This window comes from Chitinophaga sp. OAE865, assembly GCF_040546735.1.
GTDB classification, from domain to species: Bacteria; Bacteroidota; Bacteroidia; order Chitinophagales; family Chitinophagaceae; genus Chitinophaga; species Chitinophaga polysaccharea_A.
In genome coordinates, this window is record NZ_JBEPOF010000001.1 from 6,819,196 (window position 1) to 6,841,015 (window position 21,820).

Annotated in this window: 18 protein-coding genes and 2 tRNA genes; 12 read left to right on the plus strand and 8 right to left on the minus strand. The window is 42.0% G+C overall.

The genetic code is table 11. From position 1 onward, the window contains the following. Positions 1–9 precede the first annotated feature (9 nt). Positions 10–2,286 (plus strand): Tex family protein, encoded by a 2,277-nt coding sequence (locus ABIE50_RS27300; RefSeq protein WP_209866021.1) that lies wholly within the window; start codon positions 10–12, stop codon positions 2,284–2,286. A 41-nt stretch (positions 2,287–2,327) separates the two neighbouring features. Here the strand turns inward: ABIE50_RS27300 and ABIE50_RS27305 are convergent, their stop codons facing one another. Continuing rightward, complete coding sequence (locus ABIE50_RS27305) at positions 2,328–2,852, minus strand: Ivy family c-type lysozyme inhibitor (RefSeq protein ID WP_209866023.1); 525 nt, start codon at positions 2,850–2,852, stop codon at positions 2,328–2,330. Between the two features lie 144 nt (positions 2,853–2,996). Then, positions 2,997–3,776: an enoyl-CoA hydratase-related protein gene (locus ABIE50_RS27310; RefSeq protein WP_209866026.1), complete on the minus strand. Its 780-nt coding sequence runs from the start codon at positions 3,774–3,776 to the stop codon at positions 2,997–2,999. 260 nt (positions 3,777–4,036) lie between these two features. Here ABIE50_RS27310 and ABIE50_RS27315 point away from each other — a divergent pair, with 260 nt between their 5' ends. The 3 genes from ABIE50_RS27315 (at position 4,037) to ABIE50_RS27325 (ending at position 5,162) form a co-directional block, all read left to right on the plus strand. After that, on the plus strand, positions 4,037–4,870 hold the full coding sequence (locus tag ABIE50_RS27315; protein ID WP_209866029.1) for an RHS repeat domain-containing protein: 834 nt from the start codon (positions 4,037–4,039) through the stop codon (positions 4,868–4,870). 116 nt (positions 4,871–4,986) lie between these two features. After that, positions 4,987–5,059: transfer RNA gene (locus tag ABIE50_RS27320), tRNA-Gly, on the plus strand. 17 nt (positions 5,060–5,076) lie between these two features. Next, positions 5,077–5,162, plus strand: a tRNA-Leu gene (locus ABIE50_RS27325). Positions 5,163–5,265: 103 nt separating this feature from the next. On the opposite strand, the gene ABIE50_RS27330 is transcribed toward ABIE50_RS27325, so the two are convergent. Together ABIE50_RS27330 and ABIE50_RS27335 are read right to left on the minus strand one after the other, a co-directional pair. After that, positions 5,266–5,922 (minus strand): hypothetical protein, encoded by a 657-nt coding sequence (locus ABIE50_RS27330; protein WP_209866032.1) that lies wholly within the window; start codon positions 5,920–5,922, stop codon positions 5,266–5,268. Between the two features lie 7 nt (positions 5,923–5,929). Then, positions 5,930–7,423 (minus strand): recombinase family protein, encoded by a 1,494-nt coding sequence (locus ABIE50_RS27335; RefSeq protein ID WP_209866035.1) that lies wholly within the window; start codon positions 7,421–7,423, stop codon positions 5,930–5,932. Positions 7,424–7,763: 340 nt separating this feature from the next. Here ABIE50_RS27335 and ABIE50_RS27340 point away from each other — a divergent pair, with 340 nt between their 5' ends. From ABIE50_RS27340 to ABIE50_RS27360, 5 genes are all read left to right on the plus strand, one after another. Next, the gene (locus ABIE50_RS27340; protein ID WP_209866039.1) at positions 7,764–9,293 is read left to right on the plus strand and encodes an SAVED domain-containing protein; all 1,530 of its coding nucleotides are present in this window, start codon (positions 7,764–7,766) and stop codon (positions 9,291–9,293) included. Between the two features lie 11 nt (positions 9,294–9,304). Further along, positions 9,305–10,450, plus strand: a complete 1,146-nt coding sequence (locus tag ABIE50_RS27345; RefSeq protein WP_209866042.1) for an SMODS domain-containing nucleotidyltransferase — start codon at positions 9,305–9,307, stop codon at positions 10,448–10,450. Then, positions 10,450–12,234 carry a ThiF family adenylyltransferase gene (locus tag ABIE50_RS27350; RefSeq protein ID WP_354028199.1) on the plus strand — a complete coding sequence of 595 codons (1,785 nt, stop codon included), beginning with the start codon at positions 10,450–10,452 and terminating at the stop codon, positions 12,232–12,234. Before ABIE50_RS27345 ends, ABIE50_RS27350 begins: the two co-directional genes overlap by 1 nt. Before the next feature lie 2 nt (positions 12,235–12,236). Further along, the gene (locus ABIE50_RS27355) at positions 12,237–12,719 is read left to right on the plus strand and encodes a Mov34/MPN/PAD-1 family protein (protein WP_209866060.1); all 483 of its coding nucleotides are present in this window, start codon (positions 12,237–12,239) and stop codon (positions 12,717–12,719) included. A 169-nt stretch (positions 12,720–12,888) separates the two neighbouring features. Continuing rightward, positions 12,889–13,173 carry a hypothetical protein gene (locus ABIE50_RS27360; RefSeq protein WP_209866063.1) on the plus strand — a complete coding sequence of 95 codons (285 nt, stop codon included), beginning with the start codon at positions 12,889–12,891 and terminating at the stop codon, positions 13,171–13,173. Between the two features lie 591 nt (positions 13,174–13,764). Here ABIE50_RS27360 and ABIE50_RS27365 read toward each other — a convergent pair. Both ABIE50_RS27365 and ABIE50_RS27370 read right to left on the minus strand, forming a co-directional pair. Beyond that, positions 13,765–14,277, minus strand: coding sequence for a hypothetical protein (locus ABIE50_RS27365; protein ID WP_209866066.1), 513 nt, complete (start codon positions 14,275–14,277; stop codon positions 13,765–13,767). 107 nt (positions 14,278–14,384) lie between these two features. Beyond that, positions 14,385–15,356 carry a hypothetical protein gene (locus ABIE50_RS27370; RefSeq protein WP_209866070.1) on the minus strand — a complete coding sequence of 324 codons (972 nt, stop codon included), beginning with the start codon at positions 15,354–15,356 and terminating at the stop codon, positions 14,385–14,387. Between the two features lie 287 nt (positions 15,357–15,643). Between ABIE50_RS27370 and ABIE50_RS27375 the strand changes: the two genes are divergently transcribed. Together ABIE50_RS27375 and ABIE50_RS27380 are read left to right on the plus strand one after the other, a co-directional pair. Next, complete coding sequence (locus tag ABIE50_RS27375) at positions 15,644–17,005, plus strand: Fic family protein (RefSeq protein WP_209866073.1); 1,362 nt, start codon at positions 15,644–15,646, stop codon at positions 17,003–17,005. A 573-nt stretch (positions 17,006–17,578) separates the two neighbouring features. Further along, on the plus strand, positions 17,579–18,061 hold the full coding sequence (locus tag ABIE50_RS27380; RefSeq protein ID WP_209866076.1) for a RagB/SusD family nutrient uptake outer membrane protein: 483 nt from the start codon (positions 17,579–17,581) through the stop codon (positions 18,059–18,061). On the opposite strand, the gene ABIE50_RS27385 is transcribed toward ABIE50_RS27380, so the two are convergent. Further along, entirely contained in the window at positions 18,030–19,001 is a 972-nt protein-coding gene (locus tag ABIE50_RS27385; protein ID WP_209866079.1) for a polyprenyl synthetase family protein, read from the minus strand. The genes ABIE50_RS27380 and ABIE50_RS27385 overlap by 32 nt on opposite strands. Before the next feature lie 182 nt (positions 19,002–19,183). Beyond that, complete coding sequence (locus ABIE50_RS27390) at positions 19,184–20,227, minus strand: terpene synthase family protein (RefSeq protein ID WP_209866082.1); 1,044 nt, start codon at positions 20,225–20,227, stop codon at positions 19,184–19,186. Between the two features lie 176 nt (positions 20,228–20,403). On the opposite strand from ABIE50_RS27390, the gene ABIE50_RS27395 reads away from it, so the two are divergent. Beyond that, a complete protein-coding gene (locus tag ABIE50_RS27395) occupies positions 20,404–21,402 on the plus strand; it encodes a terpene synthase family protein (RefSeq protein WP_209866097.1) in 999 nt (332 codons plus the stop codon). Positions 21,403–21,820: the final 418 nt, after the last annotated feature.

The window sequence follows — 21,820 nt, forward strand, 5'->3', positions numbered from 1 at the left end:
TATTGATTTATGAATCCGAAACACATTGCGCTTATTTCATCGGAGCTGGGTATTTCCGGTAAACAGGCAGAAAATACAATGGCCCTGTTATCTGAAGGATCTACGGTTCCCTTCATCAGCCGTTACCGTAAAGAGGTGACCGGCAGCCTGGATGAGGTGCAGATAGGCCGTATTGAAGACCTGCAGAAGCGCTACAAGGAGGTGGATGACCGTCGTGATTTTATTATCAAAACGATCACAGAGCAGCAAAAAATGACGCCTGAGTTGTTGGCCAAACTGGAAAACACATGGGCGCTGGCTGAGCTGGAAGATATTTACCTGCCTTATAAACCCAAGCGTAAAACCCGCGCCACCGTGGCCATTGAGAAAGGGCTGGAACCGCTGGCCACCCTGTTGTTTGAGCAGCAGGACGGCGATATTGCAGCGGCGGAAACATTTATCAATGAGCAGGTAGCTACTTCTGAGGAAGCATTAAAAGGCGCGCGTGACATTATTGCGGAATGGATCAACGAAAATGCGGAGTGCCGTGATAAACTGCGTAAGCTGTTTTCCAATACTGCCAAACTCACATCTAAAGTAGTAGAAGGAAAAGAAGCCGAAGGCGATAAGTATAAAGATTATTTCGAGTTTTCAGAAGACCTGCGGGAGATGCCCTCCCACCGTGTACTGGCGATATTACGCGCTGAGCACGAGGGTATTTTGTTCAGCTCTATTGCACCGGAGGAAGAAGAGGCGAATGCGCTGATCAATAAGCAATTTGTAACAGGCAAAGGCAAAGCGGCAGAGCAGGTAACCAAAGCGGCAGCGGATGCCTACAAGCGTTTGCTGCGCCCGTCCCTCGAGAATGAATTCAGGGCAGCGGCCAAAGAAAAAGCAGACCAGGAAGCGATTGAAGTATTCGCGGAAAACCTGCGTCAGCTGTTACTGGCAGCGCCACTAGGCCCTAAAGGCGTTATTGCCATTGATCCTGGTTACAGAACGGGTTGTAAAGTGGTGGCACTGGATAACCAAGGCAACATGCTGGACAACGATGTTATTTTCCCCCTGGAAAAAAATTACAAGAGAGATGATGCCGAAGCCCTGCTGAAGAAGTGGGTTTCCAGGTACGATACCGAAGCCATTGCAGTTGGTAATGGCACCGCGGGCCGGGAAACGGAGGAGTTTGTGAAGAAAATTGATTTTGGTAAAAAGATCAATGTATTCATGGTAAATGAAAGCGGCGCCTCGGTATATTCCGCATCGGAAGTAGCGCGTGAAGAGTTTCCCGATCATGATGTAACCGTACGCGGGGCCGTTTCCATTGGCCGCAGGCTGATAGACCCGCTGGCAGAGCTGGTGAAGATAGACCCAAAAGCGATTGGCGTAGGGCAGTACCAGCATGACGTGAACCAGTCGTCGCTGAAACAAAGCCTCGATCGTGTGGTGGTAAGCTGCGTGAACAATGTAGGCGTGAACCTGAATACTGCTTCCAAGCACCTGCTGGCCTATATTTCCGGTTTGGGACCATCTCTTGCGGAGAACATTGTGAAGTACCGTAAAGAAAACGGCGCATTCAGCAACCGTATGCAGCTGAAGAAAGTACACCGTTTGGGTGAAAAGGCATTTGAGCAGTGCGCGGGCTTTTTGCGTATTGAAAATGGCGATAACCCGCTGGATAATTCCGCGGTGCATCCTGAGCGCTACGATCTGATCAAAGAAATGGCCGACAAGCAGCACAGCACTGTGCAGGACCTGATGGCGAAAGAAGAATTACGGAAGAAGATCAATCCAAAAGATTATGTAAGCCCGGAAGTAGGTTTGGTTACTTTGGAAGATATATTGAAGGAGCTGGCCAAGCCGAGCCGCGATCCGCGCGACGAGATCTCTATTTTTGAATATGCCGAAGGCATTCATAAAATAGAGGATGTGAAGCCGGGTATGGTATTACCGGGCGTAGTGACCAACATTACTGCATTTGGTGCATTTGTGGATATTGGCGTGAAGCAGGATGGGTTGGTGCATATCTCCCATCTTTCCAATAAATTTATCAGCAATCCGAATGAGGCGGTAAAACTGAATCAGAAAGTACAGGTAACTGTGCTGGAAATTGATGTAGCGCGTAAGCGTATCTCCTTGTCGATGAAAGATAATGAGAAAGGCGGCGGCGGTGCACGTCAGCAGGGAGGAAGAGATTCCCGCGGCGAACAGCAACAGCAGAAAAGGCCGAACAGGCCGGCGGCAAAAGAAGCGCCGCTGAACGATTTCCAGGCTAAGCTGGCAGCATTGAAGAATAAATTTGATAATTAAGATAAAGCAGCAAGGAAGACCGGTGGTCTTCCTTGCCATTTTCAGCGCTCATATTTCTGCATCCACTGCAGGAATTTTTCCGGGTAGTCGGTATCTCCTTTTTCGCTGAAGAGCATCAGCTCCCTGTTCACTGTGAAGCCGATGTAAATAATATCCCGGTCCATATCGATGGCAATAACGGCTTCATCGTAGCCTGATTTGCCCGGCATATAACCTTCATTAAAGAGTATTTTATTTTCCACTTCTATAGGCGGCGTTACTTTTAACCGTTCAAAAAAAGATTTACGCGCTTTGCCTACCAATGCAGTGAGCCTGCTTTTCAGTGGCTCAGTTTCAAAGAGACCACTTTCCGGGGCGTATTTGCCGTTGAATTGCAGGAAACTGTTCCAGGAAGCTACCATATCTGTCTGGATAGTATCGCCACCGGCGATCATGGTATCAGTTGGCGGCAGGTTGGCCTGGTCGGCAAGTATGATGGCCCTTGCTTTCTGGGCGGGGCTGTTACAGGCGAACGCATAGAAAGTGAATGATAAAAGTGATGCAACAGGAATCCTTCTCGCAGTCATGGTTAAATTTTTAATTTTATACAACCGGGGCGAACAACAACTATCGGGCTCCACTTTCCCGGCAGTTAACAACATAGTTTTATCAGTGGAAGGTCAACAAATCAGATAATAATAGAGTTTAATGGTTTTCAATAAAGTTCTGTGCTATTTTCCTTTGAATACAGGAGCTCTTTTTTCAATAAACGCCTGCATGCCTTCCTTCTGATCTTCAGATGCAAAGAGAAGATAAAAATTTTTACGTTCAAAATGTAATCCTTCTTCCAGGCTGGTGTCAAAAGCCTTTAAAACGGCTTCTTTTGCCATTTTAAGGGCTACCGGGCTCATGGCAGCCGTTTCTGTAGCCAGTTTAATGGCTTCTTTAAGAAATATCTCTACGGGCACAATACGGTTAATGAGGCCGGCACGGAGAGCTTCTTCCGCGGTAATAAAGCGGCCGGTGAGCACCATTTCCATGGCCAGGGCCTTCCCCACTGCGCGTGTAAGGCGTTGAGTACCACCCGCTCCGGGCATAATGCCCAGCTTGATTTCCGGCTGGCCGAAGCGGGCTGTTTCGCTGGCGACGATCATATCGCAAAGCATCATGAGCTCACAACCGCCGCCAAGGGCGAAGCCGCTTACAGCGGCGATAATGGGTTTCTTTATTTTTTTGATGGTATCCCAGGTACTGAACTGGTCGATATTGTACATATCTATGGCCGACTGCCCCGCCATCTGCCTGATATCGGCACCGGCAGCAAAGGCTTTCTCGTTGCCACTGAGCACTATTGCGCGTACCTCATCATCCGCATCAAGCATTTTCAGGGCATCTCTCAGCTCGCCCATAAGCTGTAAGTTCAATGCGTTCAGTTCTTTGGGCCGATTCAATTGGATGTGGGCCACATAAGGCGCCACTTGCTGGTGTATGATAATAAATTCCGGTTGCATCTTTTAAAGTTAAAGAAATATCGTCAATACCTGTAAAACGCTGCAAAGGAATAATTCCGGGAGATTTGAATATTTTTGATAATAAGCGCAGGAGGAAATATACCCGGATAAAGTCCGGTTAAAAAATTTTAATATGATTTTTGCGTTTTACCTTGGGTCTCGCAAAGGGAAAAGGAGCAAAGGAAATTATTAAGCTTAATAAATAATCTTTGGCTCTTTGCGGGATACTTTAAATATTTCAAAATCAGCGATTTTACGGCATGAAGAAAACGATTCTACTGGCACTGGGTATACTGGCATTTGCGACCAGTGGTTTTAGTCAATATTACTTCCAGGATATTTACAATACACAGCAAACAGTGGCTACCATGGCGCTGCTGAAAGAAAACAAGGTAAAGACCCAACAGGTGCTGACGCTGGACGCCGATATGCAGCCGGACCGGGATTTCCGTTGTGAACGCACCCTGAGCCCCACTTACCGGCAGATGAAAGCGCAAACACAATCCAGCTCCACCGGTTACTCCGCCATGACCTCTACGTTTTCCACCAAAGGGCAACTAACAAAAACGGTAGACAGCTCCGGCGCCAGTATTACTACTACGTTGTACCGTTATGATGAAGGCGGACGTTTGCAGTATATCAGCAGTACCTCTGCAGCGCGCGACAGCAAGCTGCGTTTTGATGAAAGCCGGACCTACCGTTACGACAGTGCAGGACATTTGCAGCAGCTGATACAGCGCAAGGGCGGCGATTCCACTATAGTAATGTTTAAAACAGACAGCGCCGGCAATGTGATTGAAGAGCTGGACAAGCGGCGTGGTACACGGGTATATTATAACTACGACAAAGCAGGGCGGTTAACAGATGTATACCGTTACCAGCCTGCGAAAAAGCGTATGTTGCCAGACTATATTTTTGAGTATAATACGCAGGGAAAGCTGGTAAAAATGACTACCGTGAACGCACAAACGTCGTCGTATACGATCTGGCAATATGAATATCAGCCGAATGGCTTACCTTTGCGTGAAACGTGCTATGGCAAAGGGAAAGAGTTAATGGGCATGGTGAAATATGCCTATGAGCTGAATCCTTAGATACAGTTAAAAAAAAAGGAATTCGTAAAATATTTTAATTCAACGGGAGAAAAATTTTGCAGCTTCAAAAAGATTGCTATCTTTGCAATCCCAACGAAAAAAGTTCTTAAAATAATGCGAAAGTAGCTCATTTGGTAGAGCACGACCTTGCCAAGGTCGGGGTGGCCGGTTCGAGCCCGGTCTTTCGCTCTGATTATTCCCTACAAACCCTGGTGGTGGAATTGGTAGACACGCGGGACTTAAAATCCCGTTCGCAGCAATGCGAGTGTGGGTTCAACTCCCATCTGGGGTACTTGAAACCGTCATAACTACTTGAAAGACAGTAGATTATGGCGGTTTTTTTATTCTTCAACTTTTCGAGCTTTTCTCTCATTTTATACACATGATTTTCGTTTCTAGCCACTTACGCGTTCAACTCCCATCTGGCTTAAATGCTCTCCCAGCTGAAATAAACTAAGGAAGAATAGATCCTGTCCTACAAATGAATAGCAATACTTTTTTCTGTCTTTCTCTCTGATCTTTGAGAAGTCCGTCCAGTCAGCTTTTACGGCATCTTCAACTTTTTTACCACAACAATGACATGAATGCGTAACGGCTAATTCATCGTTTAGCCCTTCCAGTGATACTGTCATATCAAATCCACAATCAGCACACTTTTGTGTAGGCGTATCATAGCGCCTTCCATCAGTATCTACCACCACTCTAGGTAGATAATTCTTTACACATTCGAAAACAAATAAGACCGGATGATCTTCCATATCAAAGAAGTAGGTACAGAACCGCATAGGTAAGCCACAAACATCGCATGTAATATGCTTAGGGATTGGCAACCGGTCAATAAGCAACTCCTTCATTTCATCACTGTCGATCATTTCCTGTACTGCCAGGTGCTTAATATTACTCCTTTGAATTGCCATCGTTTTGTATAGGTTGAATTCAAGGTCAGGACTAGAGGATTCATCCGATATACTTTGCAACAAGGCAATTGTATGATTATCGTAACAGTCAAGATAACTGCTGTCTATCTTGCGGAATTTTGCTTTTGCTTTCATATCTGAACTATTTTAGGGTGAGAAGATCTTGAAACAAATCCTTCCTATAGTTAACAGCCAAAGCAGGATGGATAGCCGAAGTAAGAAACAGTTTACCGTCGAATTCCAGTGACTCAGGAAAAATCAGTTTCATCAATTTAAATTTCTCCGCCTCTCCACATGTAGCAAAAAACTCATTCAGCCCCATCATCATCTCCCCTGCCCTATTGAGCGTCTCCACTTTAAGATACTGTTCCTTCATGAGGATATTCGTTACAGCCTCCCAATGTGCCTTATCCAGACCACAATCGGCATAGGCGCGATTGTATATACTGGTTGAAATCACCCCATTTACCAGAGCAATTTGGAGATAGCTAATCTTTTGATTTATTGCCTTTATCCGATCAACGCACATTTTTATCTGTGTACTTTGATTCTTCCGGTATTCCCGCAACCAGGTCACAACCTTATTTCGAATCAGGTCAAAGTCGGCGGGTGTGAAGGAAAGTTGCTTTAGAATTTTATTAAACATCAGATGTAAGGTGTCTCCAGGAAAATTATAGGTCCGCTCCTTTGAACGGAAATAATATAGATACGTCCGCCGATTACGGCCACCAGAATAGCTCCCAGAGATTGCAGCACCACATGGACATCTTAACAGGCCACGCAAAGGAATAATCTGCTTATGTTTACTGGCAATTGGCTTATGCCTTCTTTTCAATAAATCCTGCGCTGAATTAAACATTGATAGCGATATTATTGATTGATGTACCCCCTTTATAAGCCTCTCCGGCTGGCTTGCGCTCTTTGATATCCTGATAAAGCCTGCATACACAATAATTTCCAAAACATGTTGGATGCTGTTATGACCTGTTCGATTGAACCCCTGATTCCTGGCTTCTTCATAAATCAGAAAAAATGGGACACCTGCTATATACTGTTGAAAAATTAACCTGACTATTTCGGCTTCTTTAGCTACAACTTCCAGTATTGGTAACCCTGACCTATCCTTTTTATTTCTATAACCGAAAGGAGCGTGATGAGTAAACCGCCCTGATTCTTTGGCCTGCAATATGGCATTAGCTGTACGGCTTCGTATAAGGATTAGCTCATTATTCGCAACAAGCAGCTTTATTCCACGTACCAGAAAGCTACTGGAAGATGAAGTATCTTGTGATATCGACTCACTCACCGCCACCACACGGACTTTGTACTTTTGGTATGGTTCATCGATCTTTTGGGAAGCCTTAATTAGATCCCTGCTGAAGCGATCCAGCTCCGCGACAACCAGGAATTGAACCAAATCCTTATGTTTTTGAATAAATTCTTCTAAAGCCTTCCAGTTGGGGCGATTAAAAGTATCACTGCTCTCACCATCGTCACGGAAAAAGGCGACAAGAGTTAGATTATTTTGTTCACAGTAACGCTTTATGGCATACTCTTGATATAAGAGGGAATAGCTTGATTGGTCTTTGATACTGATGCGGGCGTAGCCGATGGCAAAATGATGTGAATTTTTCATAACAATGATTTTACCTTAATTACAAAGGCTAGCCACAGGTAAATTGTTAAACTATTCAATGTCGTAAGAAGAAAATAAATGTGTATGAAATACACACTGTCAAAATTGCATTTGCATTCGATTGACACACACATATTGCATCTGACTGCATTCTTGTCTCCAAATACTGCCATTCCTACAATTACACAATCTATAGATTGTCAAACACTTAAGTCAAATAAAGGATAAGCCTGTTAACTGGCCTGCCATTTGAATACTTTCAAATCATTCAAGAATGTCCCCTGTGCAAAAACTGTGGACCCCGATTAAAAACAAATATTCTAGTAAAATTGATAAACTTATGGGTAATAACGTGGTCCCAAGGCAACAGGGCGACGCCTATCAGGCTATGCACTTTTGGCTGAATGCAGGAAAACTATTTCAACCTCATACATATGTCACCCAGGTATCCTGGGAGGCCGATAATACAGGAGGTTTTGATGACGTAATAGTACATTACAGAGAGGGTCACCTATTACATGGCGTACCAATTATTCGAGAATGTATATCAGTTAAACATCACGTAAGTAATGAGCGCGGTTTCGATTATAGGGCATTAATTGATCCATCATTCATCAACTCCCAAAAATCGACTATCCTGTCACGCTTATTTGACGCTTATAAAGAAGACCCCAATATAGCCTCGCATACCGTTTTTCATATGATCAATACCTGGGGGCTTGACTTAAACGACCCATTCTGTAAGCTAATTAGCAACGCCGGTCAAATCATTTTAGATAAATTATTTGATGGAACGACCGACGGTTCTAAACATGGTATAATCCGTAAAGCACTCCGAGAGCATATTGGTGTAGATGACACCACCTTAAAAGAAGTATTGCGTCCATTGAGAATCTCCGCGTCCTACGATGACGTAACTAGGATTGTAGATCGTGTTAATGACAAATTGCAAGCTATTAATTTCCAAACTATGGATGCGGGCAAAAGGGCATCCGGGTATGTTGAACTAATACAGCGGCTACACGCTGAAGGGGTCAAGGATTTCACACAAGAAAAACTGCACGAAATCTGCGACAAAGAAGGATTGATAATAGTAAAAGAGTCGCTGACACAAGAATTTCACATCATTGGATTACGTAGCTTTCGTAAAGGAGCTGAAGATCTCGTTAATAAGGTACACACCTTATCTTGCCATCTCAATAAATTCAATGACAGGTTTTTAGAGCCTCCCCATACATGGGAAGCGGTATCTGCAGAAGTAAAGGCACTGGCAGACGCTGGACTCGCAACTAAAAAGCCGCTTAAACTGTATCTCGATACTCACCTATCCCTTGCATTTGTGTTAGGCTATGAACTTAATCCTAAAGTTGGCGCTCAGGTATCTATTGTACAACGTACTTTGAACGCTGAGCTTCTGTTTCAATCTGCCCCTATTGAGGTTGAAAAATTTCCTCGGCCAATATGGGGGTCCAATTTTATACCTCTAAATCCTGATGGGAAAGATTTAGCTGTAGCTATTGGGGCAACTCATGATATCACAAATGAGGTTCTACACTATGTGTCTACCTCCCTTCCCGATGCAATTGGTTTACTTGTATTTAATGCTCTACCCAAACCATCCAGTACTGTATTTCAAAATGGGAGTCACATAGCTGCAGCAGCGCAGGATATAATAGAAGAAGTTCGCAAACAAAAAGGTTCTATAAAAATGAGAGGTGGTATTTGTCATATCTTCATGGCAGCTCCTGTATCATTTGCATTTTCTCTTGGCCAACAGTCAATGTCCTTGAGCAAACTTATAGTTTATGAGTTTGACTTTCAATCCAAACGTGACGGAGGTTACCACCCAGGAGTTCGATTACCACTATAAATCAAAACTATATGAATATTGTAGGCTATTTTAATGATTTTTTGGCCGATATACGGCTGACACAAAACCAAAAATCTGACCTTAAAAAAGGCCATAATACTTTGAGAGACCGGATTTGGGCAGATGATACGCTGAAAAAGATAATTGTAAACACCTTTCTCCAAGGAAGCTATAAACGTGGTACCGCCATTCGTCCAGTAGGCGACAAAAGAGCAGATGTGGATGTCATCGTTGTAACTAATCTTGATCGTAATAAAGTTACTCCGGAAGAAGTAATTGGATACTTCGAACCATTTTTGGAGAAACATTACAAAGGAAAATACCAAATACAAGGCAGATCGATTGGTATTGAGCTTTCATATGTAGACCTAGATATCGTTGTAACATCCGCGCCTTCAGAAGTCGATAAGGCAGCATATAATTCTAGAAGTGTCCAAACAGAATTGTCATTGGACGACTTTTCAGCAACCTGGCCGTGGAAATTAAATAAATCATGGCTTGAACCAGATATTTCAAAAGCTTATAATTCTCTTGCATTAAATGATGCAGTTCGAAAAGAAGCTGAATGGAAGCTTGAACCTCTATATATCCCTGACAGAGATGCAAAACAATGGGTTCAAACTCATCCTTTAGCACAAATACAATACAGTAGAGATCTAAATGCTCAGACTCAGGGCTGCTATATAAATGTCGTGAAAGCTCTAAAGTGGTGGAAGCTTGTTAAACTACCAGACCCTAAACATCCAAAAGGATATCCTTTAGAACATGTAATTAGTATTTATTGCCCAAGCACTATTTCGTCTGTTCCCGAAGGAGTAGTTTTATCCTTGGAAAAATTTTTATCGGCAAACTTACCTTATCGGCAAGCACAGTCATGTCCATTTTTCTCCGACCATGGTGTTCCATCCCATGACGTATGGAAACGGATTAGTAATGAAGATTTTGTCGCATTCTACGATGCAGTTAAAAGTGCATCTGACCTAGCAAGAAAAGCCTTTGATGCAGAATCAATCAGCGAGCAAGTAAAATTATGGAAAGGGTTTTTTGGATCAAAATTTCCTGATCCGCCAGCAGAGAAGAAGGAAACTAATTCCAATGGAGGCTTTACCGAACGAACATCTGCAACTAAATTGGGTGATACACCAAGATTCGCGTGATGGTAGTAAATGATGATTTAAGAACAGCGAGAAGGGCAATACTAGATCTCCATGAATTTGAGCTAATAGAAGATTTTGTATGGTATCCGACGGAAAACGGTTGGTTATTACAATTTAATTTAAAATTTGATAGTCAACCGCATCCACTAATCCCCCAATCCACAGCTTGGTGTGCGTTAGTCAGTAATAATTATCCTAAAGGTGATATCGATGTTTTCCCGGCCAAGGTAGCTGGTATTACTGCCACATTCCAACACCAGAGCTATAATTCAGATGGCAATAAACTTCTGCCTTGGAGAGATGGATTAATCTGTTTAAAAGTTCCCGGCAATATCTGGAGTAGAGTTGATATGCGTAACGAGTCATTCGAACCAGAAGAACGACTTCGTTGGCATATAATTCGAGCCATCGACTGGATAAAAGCTGCAAGTGAAGGAAGGCTTGTTAACAATGGAGACTATTTTGAGCTTCCTCCATTTCCAACTTCTAAATATAACTATTACATCGCCTTTAACGAATCTGCGGCTAGCTATATCGAGTGGCAGCACATGCCCGATAGAGGTTTACTGAAGTTAAAGTCACTACCAGGAAATACGCAAATGCTTGTCATTACCGAATTTAGCAATAGACAAGAAAAAGTCACTTTGCATTGGGGCAATGCAATTAATCATGCAAAAAAAGAAGTTCATGGCCTTTGGTTGAAGTTGCCTAAAATTCCTGTTAAGCAACCATGGGAGATCCCTAAAAAATGGAATGAATTACTAGAGATACTCCAAGAGATGAATATTGATCTTAAAGAAATCTTATGTAGTCTTTGGACAAAAAACATTAAGCTTAACCCAACTGTACTTTTAATCGGTTTCAACATTCCAGAAAAAATAGGGGCGCCAGAATCTGTGGTTCATTGGTATGCAATTGAACTAACAGTCCCCTCTCGAGCAAAAGGGTTTCATTCCCAACATGCAATTTTGAAACATACCGTAAATATACAGTGTGCAACCGGCAAAAACATTCCATGGATAAACACTATAAACTGGCATAAAGATCAAATTACTACAAGAGGCCGAATGCCAATCATTAGCGGTCCTGAACTTAAAGCCATTATCGGTGTAGGAGCCATAGGGTCGCAGTTAGCTGAATCATTGATCAGATTAGGATGCGAACGTTTATTACTCATTGATCCAGATGTACTTGATGCCGGAAATATTGCCAGACATACTCTGACAATGCAAGAAACTGGAATGAAGAAAGCCAAAGCATTGGCACAGAAGCTAAATAATACCTTTCCGTTTGCCCAAGTATCTCACGAAAGCATTTCTGTTGAGCAAGTCATAATGAAAAAACCTTCAATACTAGATGAAGCCAAAATAATATTTGAAGTCACGGGTTCTGACGAAGTACTAAGAATTCTAAAGGAATTACCAGACGACCCACAAAAGCAATTAGTGTCAATATCAACGGACGCATTTGGAGATCGTCTGTATTGCTTTATAACAACTAGAGCAAATACTCAAAAATCGATTTATACATTTTACGACAAAATGGAAGCTTTTCTAGTTAAAGATAGGAATACGTTGGAAGGAAAAAAACTTCCACAAGAAAGTATCGGATGCTGGAATCCTATATCTCCAATTCGGCTCGATGATATTCAAATGCTATTGGGTGCTGCCATTAAACCTATGGAAAATGCAATTGAGAACTATTCTGTGGACTCGCTGATTGTCATCCATAAGACATACAATGAAAAGACTGAATTTACCGGAGTTCATATTGAATCCATTTAAACATGAGAAAGTTTATTTCCAATGATAAACGGTTTGAAGTTCAACTGCCTTCTAAAATCATAACAAAAATTATTGGTCTGATAGCTGCAGCTGGCAAAAAGGAAACCGGCGGTATCATTATTGGCAGCTATTCTTTAGATAGGTCATGCGCAATTGTGTCATATGTAAGTGGCCCTCCAAAAGACTCAAAATCAGGATTCAATTGGTTTCAGCGTGGAAAATTAGGTCTTCAGACATTGCTAAATCGACAATGGGAAAAGGAGGAGCAAACTTACTATCTAGGCGAATGGCATTTTCATCCATTTTCCAGCCCTGATCCCAGCTTCCAAGACAAACTAGCAATGTCTAAAATTTCTGAAGCAGCAGAGTATAATTGCCCAGAGCCTATACTACTAATTATTGGAGGTCATAAAAATGATTACAAACTCCAGTTATTTGTTATATCACGCTCTGAAGGGTTTATACCATTAAAAAATGATTTTTAGAAAATGTTGTCAGTTCTAGAACACAAAAACATTATAAAATAATTACACATAAATAGATATATGAACTACTCAAACGATATCTATTATTGGTTTTAAAGAATCCTAAAACGTTATTCTTTAATTTCATAGTCCTTCAAATATTAAGTATATTTATCAGAAAATGTCACAGATGAATGATTCATTAAAACAAAAAATAAATTCAAACCCCGACCTTAAAAAGAAACTCGATTTAATTGTCATAAACTATTTCCCTATTCTGCCTGAAGGCTTAAGGGTGGAGCTTTCTGATCTAGGAAAAAATAAGGAGACTATGCAGAAAATAAAAAATGAAGTCATGGCCCTTGAAGGTCTCAGTGAGTCTGAAAAGCGAGAATTATTGGATCACTTTCCCAAGCTGTATATTAATATTTTAAACGACCATAATAAAAAGGTACAAGAGCAAAATCCTTCTTGAACACAATAATTACATACCGTTATCCCCAGTAAATACATAAACTGTTTTATATTGACTCCATGAACATATGACTGGTAATGAGAAAAAGATAATCATTATCCAAAGTCTCACATCAGTTCAAGTTTCACGTTCGTGATATTCTGGATTTCTGACAAAAATGACATAATCGGTTCCAAATAAATCCCATCTGGGGTACAATGCAGTGCCGGCGCACTGAAATTATTAAAGGCATCGCGAGAGCGGTGCCTTTTTTTGTTTGTATTCAATGAGTTATAGATTTGAATTGGGTTTCCAAGTCCCAAATGGTGATGTAGCTTTCAGTTTGTATTACTATGTTGGTTTAATAAATTAAGCCATAGAAAACTGACCATCATTTTTCGCAAGTATCCGACTGCTCGATATCCAAATTAGAGTCAGGTTTCTCAATTTCTTTCATAGCAATCTCACATACAAGAAGAGCTATTTTTCTATCGCTCTCATAAAATAAAATATCACTAAATATTGTAGCAATTTTATGCTAAATTATTTAGCTTTCAGATAATGGAATAAATATAAAAATTGTTACATTCCGTAATTTACTGAAAATCAATATTAATTATCGTTGAGGGTTTTGACTCTAAAGGATATTTCAATTAAATCAGCCAGGTCCGATCTTTTTGTGAATTCCAATTTGGTTACAGGAAAATTCAAGTTTTTGTCACTTGCGACATCCTTAATCATCAATATATAATCATCGCCAGCAGTTACCCAGGAATATGCTGCATATCCATACATGCGCCCAATGGATGTCTGCCCGGTTGTATATTCATTACCGATTCGTTCTTTTAATGTGTCAATCAAGGTATCAGTGGAATCATCAATGATAAGAATAATTCTTTTGATGGTACCTTTTGAATCGACATATGCAAAAGCATATCTCACTGTAGTGCCCGAATCCTTGATATTACTGAGAGGGATATTATAGAAGTTTACTTTGGGGCTTGCATAGAATAACTTCTCCTGCGAATACTCGTTAAACTTAACAGCTCCCTGATAGGCGCTAATTGGTTTTCCGAGTTCCAATCTACCGATTCCGTTTCCTTTTATTTGGGCACTTACATCCATAAATAAAGTGAATTGTAGCAACGTAACTATGATAAAATATATTTTCATTCCAGTAACATCTGATTAGTTACCGGAGTAGCACCCTATTTGCTACTCCGGAAATATTATTAGTCGCAGTTCCAGCCAAAGACTCCGCTGTATTGGGCAACGCTGGGAGTAATATCACCAATTGAATTACCCAAACCAGGTGTGATAGTCACCTTCCCTCCTTTTTGCTCGGCATATTTATTCAATGCCTTCCTATATGCAACATTCATTCCCTCCCAGTCAATATCCACTCTGTTAAGTTCATAATATTGCATAACATCACCAAGCGCCAATTTATCAATTTCAACGGCCATTTCTGCGGCTTTGTCCTTGGAATAGAATGTGCCGTCTTTCCTTATTACCGGAAAACCAAAATAAAGAACCGGACCAGGTGAAATAATTCTGGCTTGCCCGCGAGAATCGAGTAGATTCATGTGAATTCCCATCACAGCTGCGATCTGCCATCCACCTTTACCTTGCGCATCGAGGTCAATAACCTTTGAAAACTTGAAAGATTTAGAGCAAATCTGCAGAACCCCAAGTGGCTCAGCATCCGCTCTTTGGGGACGCCCGCCACTTGAAGGTGGCGTGTATACTGGATTGCCATGTGCGTCTACTCTTTGAGCTACAGTGCTGGGAGGCATCCCTCCACCAGGATCTCCTGCTCCGGGATTCCCGCTGGAGCCTCCATCAGGAAGTTCAATACATCTGGTAGAGGAATAATTATATTGGCATATCTCAGGGTAATTACCCATATGGGTACACGTATACCAATCAATAGTTTCACATACAGTCCCTCTGGCATACATGTTTGGAGCGGTAATTTCCATTGCCAGCCGGGAAATTTGACCACCAAAGTGCTGATAACCTCTTAGAATAGTGCCATCCCATTTTTCGACCATAGTAACTCCACTGAACTTGTCAGGCGTACTGGAATTATCTGGAATGATATACATCATTTCCGTTGTTAACTCGTTATTCCGTTTAGGATCGCGGAAAACAAGCATGAAAGCAATGTTTTGAAGTGGTAGCATTGCATCCTTTCCGATCATTTTTACACTATATCTCAGTTGCAAAAGATACATTGACTATACGTCGCGCCAGCAAGGCCCCCAAACGAATTTCCTCCTGGGATGATATAGAAGATTAAATCATTAGTTGTTCACCTTCAATACCGGACATCTGTGGGCGGGGCCCCCACCAATCTTCCGCCCACAGAGTCAGGTAAATAGGAAGCAACAATACGAGAATAAATTAAAGTTTTTCCCTGTCAAATATAATTTACGCCAAAAAATGTCGTAATATTGTCGCAAATCGCCCAAAAATGTCGTAATAAATTATGGCCCAAATTCGCGCTATAAATGATATATTATTAAATGCAATTGGTCAATTCCAGAATGGCGCATCCATTGAGGATATCATTTCCCGGAGTGGTTTGCAGTTAAACACCCGCACCTTACAAAGACGGCTGAATGATTTACGTACAGCCGGCCATATCACAACTACAGGCCAAACCCGGGGACTTCGTTATCATCTGGCCAGTCAAAATAAATTGGAGAATGGAGGCAATTTGACTGATGTTTTATTATCCGATCCTGCTCAGGAAATTCTTACAATTATCCAAAAGCCTGTACAACAACGTCGCCCGGTTGGATATAATCGCAGATTTCTGGAGAAGTACCAACCTAATATTACTAATTATCTATCTCCAACAGAACTCCAAAAGCTGGCAGCGTTAGGTAATACTGCCCGACTAAACGAACCTGCGGGTACTTATGCAAAAGAAATCCTAAACAGGCTATTAATCGACTTGTCCTGGAACTCCAGCCGCCTGGAAGGTAACACCTATTCTCTTCTGGACACCGAACGACTGATTTCTTCAGGACAGGTTGCAGATAATAAGTCCGCCAAGGAAGCACAGATGATTCTTAATCACAAGGATGCCATTGAATTCATAGTACAGTTAGCAGATGAAATTGGATTTAACAGATATACCCTGTTAAACCTTCATTCTCTGCTGTCCAATAATCTATTGGCTAACCCTGCCGCATCAGGAAGGCTAAGGCATATTCCTGTTGGCATTCAAAATAGTGTCTACACTCCATTGGCTGTTCCTCAGCTCATTGAAGAAATGTTTGACCTAATGCTTGACAAAGCCTCTCGAATCGAGAATCCTTTTGAACAGGCATTTTTCATCATGGTACATATACCTTATTTACAGCCTTTTGATGATGTAAATAAAAGAGTATCCAGATTAGCGTCTAACATTTCATTGAATAAACACAACCTGGCTCCTTTATCCTTCATTGATGTACCGAATGAATTGTATACCAAAGGCCTGATTGGGGTTTACGAACTAAATAGAGTTGAATTACTAAAAGATGTCTTTCTCTGGGCTTATGAACGTTCAGCAGCCCAATACTCTGTACTCAGACAATCACTGGGCGAGCCAGATCCCTTCCGACTTAAATACCGCGATCAAATCCGGTCCATCATCCGGAAAATAATATCTGAGGCAATGCCAAGAATTCAAGTAGAGCCGTTTCTACAAGATCAAGCAAGAGAGCTACCTGAAACAGACAGACACAAATTAATCGAAGTAGTGGAAACCGAACTACTATCGTTACATGAGGGAAATTTCGCAAGGTATATGGTACGCCCGTCCGAATTCAAGAAATGGCAGGAAGAATGGAAACATTAAGTATCTGCAGTGGTAATCATAATATCCTGTATTTTGGATAACAAAGAGATGATATTTTCCGAATAACTCCCATCTGGGGTACAACGCGGACGCGTTTAGAAGGCATCGATTTGCATCGATGCCTTTTTTTGTTTATATTACTTATTGAAACATTAAGTTGATAATCTCAATATCAACGCACTTCGTTCTGAAAGTGCATTCCAACGTTGCCTTTATACTACATCAGAAGAAAACAAATACTACGTTTTTTATACCATATTAAATCATCCATCATGCCCATTAAACTTAATGTACCTTTTAATCAGAAAGATGAAGCAAAAAATTTAGGTGCTATATAGATCCCAGATGTAAAGATCTGGGCTATTCCTGATAGTATCGGGAATATAAATCCATTTAAACCATGGCTGCCACTGCCATCATTCGGAGGTTGTATTATTAAATACCCGTATTTTGTTGCAAAGGACAATCGAAAATGCTGGAAGTGTCATAAAGAAACTCCTTTGATCGCATTTGACTCAAAAAACTACTTTACTACTGCTTTTAACTCTCCGAAAGATGTATTGTGGGAAAAATATGACCATCCTGCTTTTATTGATTAAGGCTGAAGCAGCTATCAGTCTTCGTGGGAATGGGGCCGGGGATATCCCTTTAACTCTGATCCGGAAACGTGCCGGCCTGCCTGAGCTGCAAGGATCAGGAATGGACGAACTGAAGAAACAAGGGCGCTGTGAGCTTGCAGGCGAATTTGCCAACAGACACAGAGATCTGGTCCGCTGGAATGATGCCGCAGCCACCTATGCGCAACCGCTCCATGATTCCAAAGGCAAAGTGATATGGGCTGTGAGCAGATTTGACCCTAAAGCGCATGATATCTGGTTAGTGCCACAGCGTGAGATAGATAACAGCAAGGGGGTATTAAACAGAATGAAGGCTGGTAGGTTACTGTCATCACCGCACTGCGGTGAATTTGTTTCCGGATGGGCATACCTAAACATAATAAAATGTGTCGCTTTTCTTGAATTACTCAGGACTGGCGCACCAGCAATTTATTGGTGAGTGCAAGAAGGTTTTCTTTCCGCTTGAATGGTACGTCCACCATATCCAGACAATTGAAAGCCGTTGCAGTATATTGCGAAATTTTGCCGGTTGCCCATTCGTCTACTTTGCAGCCTTTGTAAATCTCTAATACTGCTGCTACTCTCTCACCTTTATTTTTCGACATGGCGTTCAGTAATTCTTTTTTTTGTACGGAAGTACTCCTTTCCCAGGCTTTAATCAATAATGCCGTTTTCTTATTTTCCAGGATGTCGCCACCAGGTTGCTTACCGGTTACAGACGGTTCGCCAAAAGCGTCCAGGTAATCATCCTGTATCTGAAAAGCAATACCAAGATTTTTACCAAAGTCGTAGAGATAGGCTTGTTGCTGTAGATCTGCTCCGCCAATGATAGCTCCTATTTTGATGCTGGCAGCCAGCAAAACAGATGTTTTAAGGATGATCATTTTCAGGTAGTCCGGAAAGCTAATCTGGTCCAGGTCCATTTTTTCAAAATCAACATCCATTTGCTGTCCTTCGCAAATTTGAAGTATGGTTGCAGAGAATAGTGCATGTATTTGTTGTTTGTATTGCTCCTGCACATTACTAATGTGTTGGAAAGCATTGACCAAAAGAACATCTCCTGTCAGTATTGCCGTGGGTACATTATATTTGACATGTATTGTTTGTTTGCCACGCCGTAAGGGAGAATGGTCCATAATATCATCGTGTACCAAAGAACAATTATGAAATAATTCAATGGCGTTGCCTGCATGAAAGCTATCCTGGTGAATGTCTCCAAACAGCTCGTTTCCCAAAAGACATAATACAGGCCGGATTCTTTTTCCACCTCCTTCTAAAAAATAACGGATGGCGCTATAGAGGTTATGAGGTTCTTCCGGAAAGTTGAGCTGGCTGCAACATGAGTTATACTGTACTATCAGGTCATTGAGGGAATTCATATGTTGTTAGTTATCAATAGTCCGGTAATAAATGAGGCGGCAAAAGCCCCTGTGTTCAGGCGTTTCCCGTCATCACGTGTGCTCCGGCCGCCTGGTTTATCAGAGGGGTGCGCCAGCCCAAACCAGGCACAGAATAGGGTGTTTCGTCAGCCGTTTTTAACAGTACAACACGCACCAGGCTATCATTTCAGCTTGCCCTCCCGATTAGCCTGAAAATGCCTGATCTCTACCCTTTCCAGCGTCTCGCCTTTCCCATTTGGCGGCACAGGAAATGCCCCCGGGTCATATCTGCCCGTTCCGCTTCTATAATACCAATCATTTAAACCGCTGATCATTTGTTTTATGTGGTAAATAAAATCTTCTGTCTGTTTTTGGTAGGGGCTAAAATCCGGCAGATGGTTTGATAATGTCACAAATTCATCTACAAACTCGTCATGGACCCTCATTGCCTCTGTACAGGCTTCATCAAAAGATATTTTATAGTGACGTTGTAATAATATGATGCTGTTAAGAAATTCTGATTCTATCGATAGCTCTTTCCCTATAGTCGCAAAATCGTTCTGAAGCGCAACAATGATTGACTGTAGTAAGACCAGCCGCTGGATAATGGTATGATTATAAATATCGTCAGGTAAAGCAAAACCAATCAAAGGACATATCTGGTCAACAAATGGTATCATGCCTATGGAGTTGGCGCGGATCAGATGAAAGAGGGACATTGGGGGAGCCTCCATACTGGCCTTATACTTCGATTCTCCCATGATCCCGTCAATAACAAAGTGGTGCTTATAATTTTTAGCAATCCGTTCAATCCAGAAGTCGGGCATCCCAAACTCAATCCATTCTTTTCTGTTCGTTTGTATTTGACGAAATATCCCTTTTTCGCCCGGACGGGGATCGTCTCCCATCATCACTTCAAATATCCGGTCCCCGAAAGCCGCTATCTCCTTTACCGGTAAAAGTTCTGCATAGTCGTCAGTTACTGTCATATAAATTACAAAACGCGCCACAGAGGTTACTTTTTTCCGGTCGGTAACAGTAGGCACCATAAAAGCACCAACATCAACCAACCGGTGCCTGTGATAGCTTACCAGCGCCTCCGGTGACAGAAATTGATAGTCCTGATCATACCAATTTCTTTCTTCTTCATAAAGACTTCCGACAAAAGGGCTTTGAGCGGTTGACCAGGGGTATACCGGCATGGGTACATTAAATTGCTTTTTCATGTATTCAATATTTAGTAAAAATTCCTATCCGCTGTTTGTTCACCAATGGCACCTGTCCAAATTAGTTAAGCAGGCTGCAATTCACATGCAGGCAGATTTATAGTTAGGAACATTTTTCTCTGCGAATGCTTTGCATTACGCATCATTATTTTGACTTGTTAAATATTTTCATGGTTATGACCCAACAAATACTTTCCATGTTTCGCTACCCGTTCCCGACGCTGAAGAACCCCTTTGCTGAGGCGCTCCAGGAGCTGACAGAGAATGAGTGGATCGACAATGAATACCGCTGGCTATACCAGGATGATGAATCCACGAGGTTAAAGTATAAGAAAACCAAAACCGCGCACATTGCTTCGCAATGGTTTCCCACTGCAAACTATGAACGGTTAAAGCCTGTTTGCCGGCTTATGCTATGGACACTCTATAACGATGACATGTACGAAGAAGCCACCCCGGAAGAGATAAGCCTGGTGCACAAAAATACGGTCGCCATATTGAAAGGAGAGATAACCGCAGAGGAATCCGGGTTGCCGCTTGGCCGGTTATTATCTTCGTTGAGGGCAGAATTGTTAACGTTGCTTACCCCGGAATCATTACACCGTTTTGTGACTGCCCTCAGCGGTTATTTTACAGGCCTTGAGCAGGAAATGATCTATAAGGCAAGGAAGGCTTTTCCGAGTGTAGAAGACTGCCTGGCCATCAGGGAAAGCTCGCTCTGTCTTCGTCCTTTCCTTGAGCTGGCGGACATAGAGACCCGGCAACCACTGCCCGATGAAATACATCATCACCCGGTAATGCAACGGCTCATGTCCCTTGCTATCCGCATGATGGTATGCTTTAATGAAGTACAGTCTGTAGCAAAAGATGAAGCCACGGATGGCATCTATTACAATTTGGTAAAGGCAATTCAGCATAATCGCAACCTTTCGCTCGAAGATGCCTGTATGGAGGATCTGCGCATACATAGCGAATACCTGCGGGAATTTATTTATCTTCAGTCGTTTCTGCCGGATTTTGGCAATTGGCAGGATGCGGTAGTTAACCGGGTACACTATATAAGCATGACCCTAAGCGGCTGGAAATCCATCTCCTTTAACCTGCCGCGATATAATAGTACAGACGGTTTCCCCGCCGTCAGCGCATTGAAGCAGTATAAATGGATTCATCAATAGCGCAACTTGTTAAGCAAAAGCATGTTTGATCTTTTTTCTTATGAGTTCGTATGTTTGAAGCACATGGCTTCAAGAATGATGTAACTTTCATTATAGCTCCTTCCACTAATGACAATAAAACCGTTCCCGGCGCGGGTTCTCATATGTAAGCGGCCGCCACGTCTTTGAGAACGCTAATATTCTCAAGGTCGTTTGGATTGATGTTTGAGATCAGTAGTGTTTCGTTAAGAATAATAGTCATTTCTTTGAAAATCCTGATTCGCCAGTATTTCAGAATAAATTAGTCGCGTGACGATTTGAAACCTCCATTTATATAAACTTCCAATGAGTTATTATCAGCAACCGGCAAAAAGCAATAGCCGCGTTCAAAGAAAGGACGGACTACATGTTGCTGTTTGAGAGCCAGGAAGCAATACGT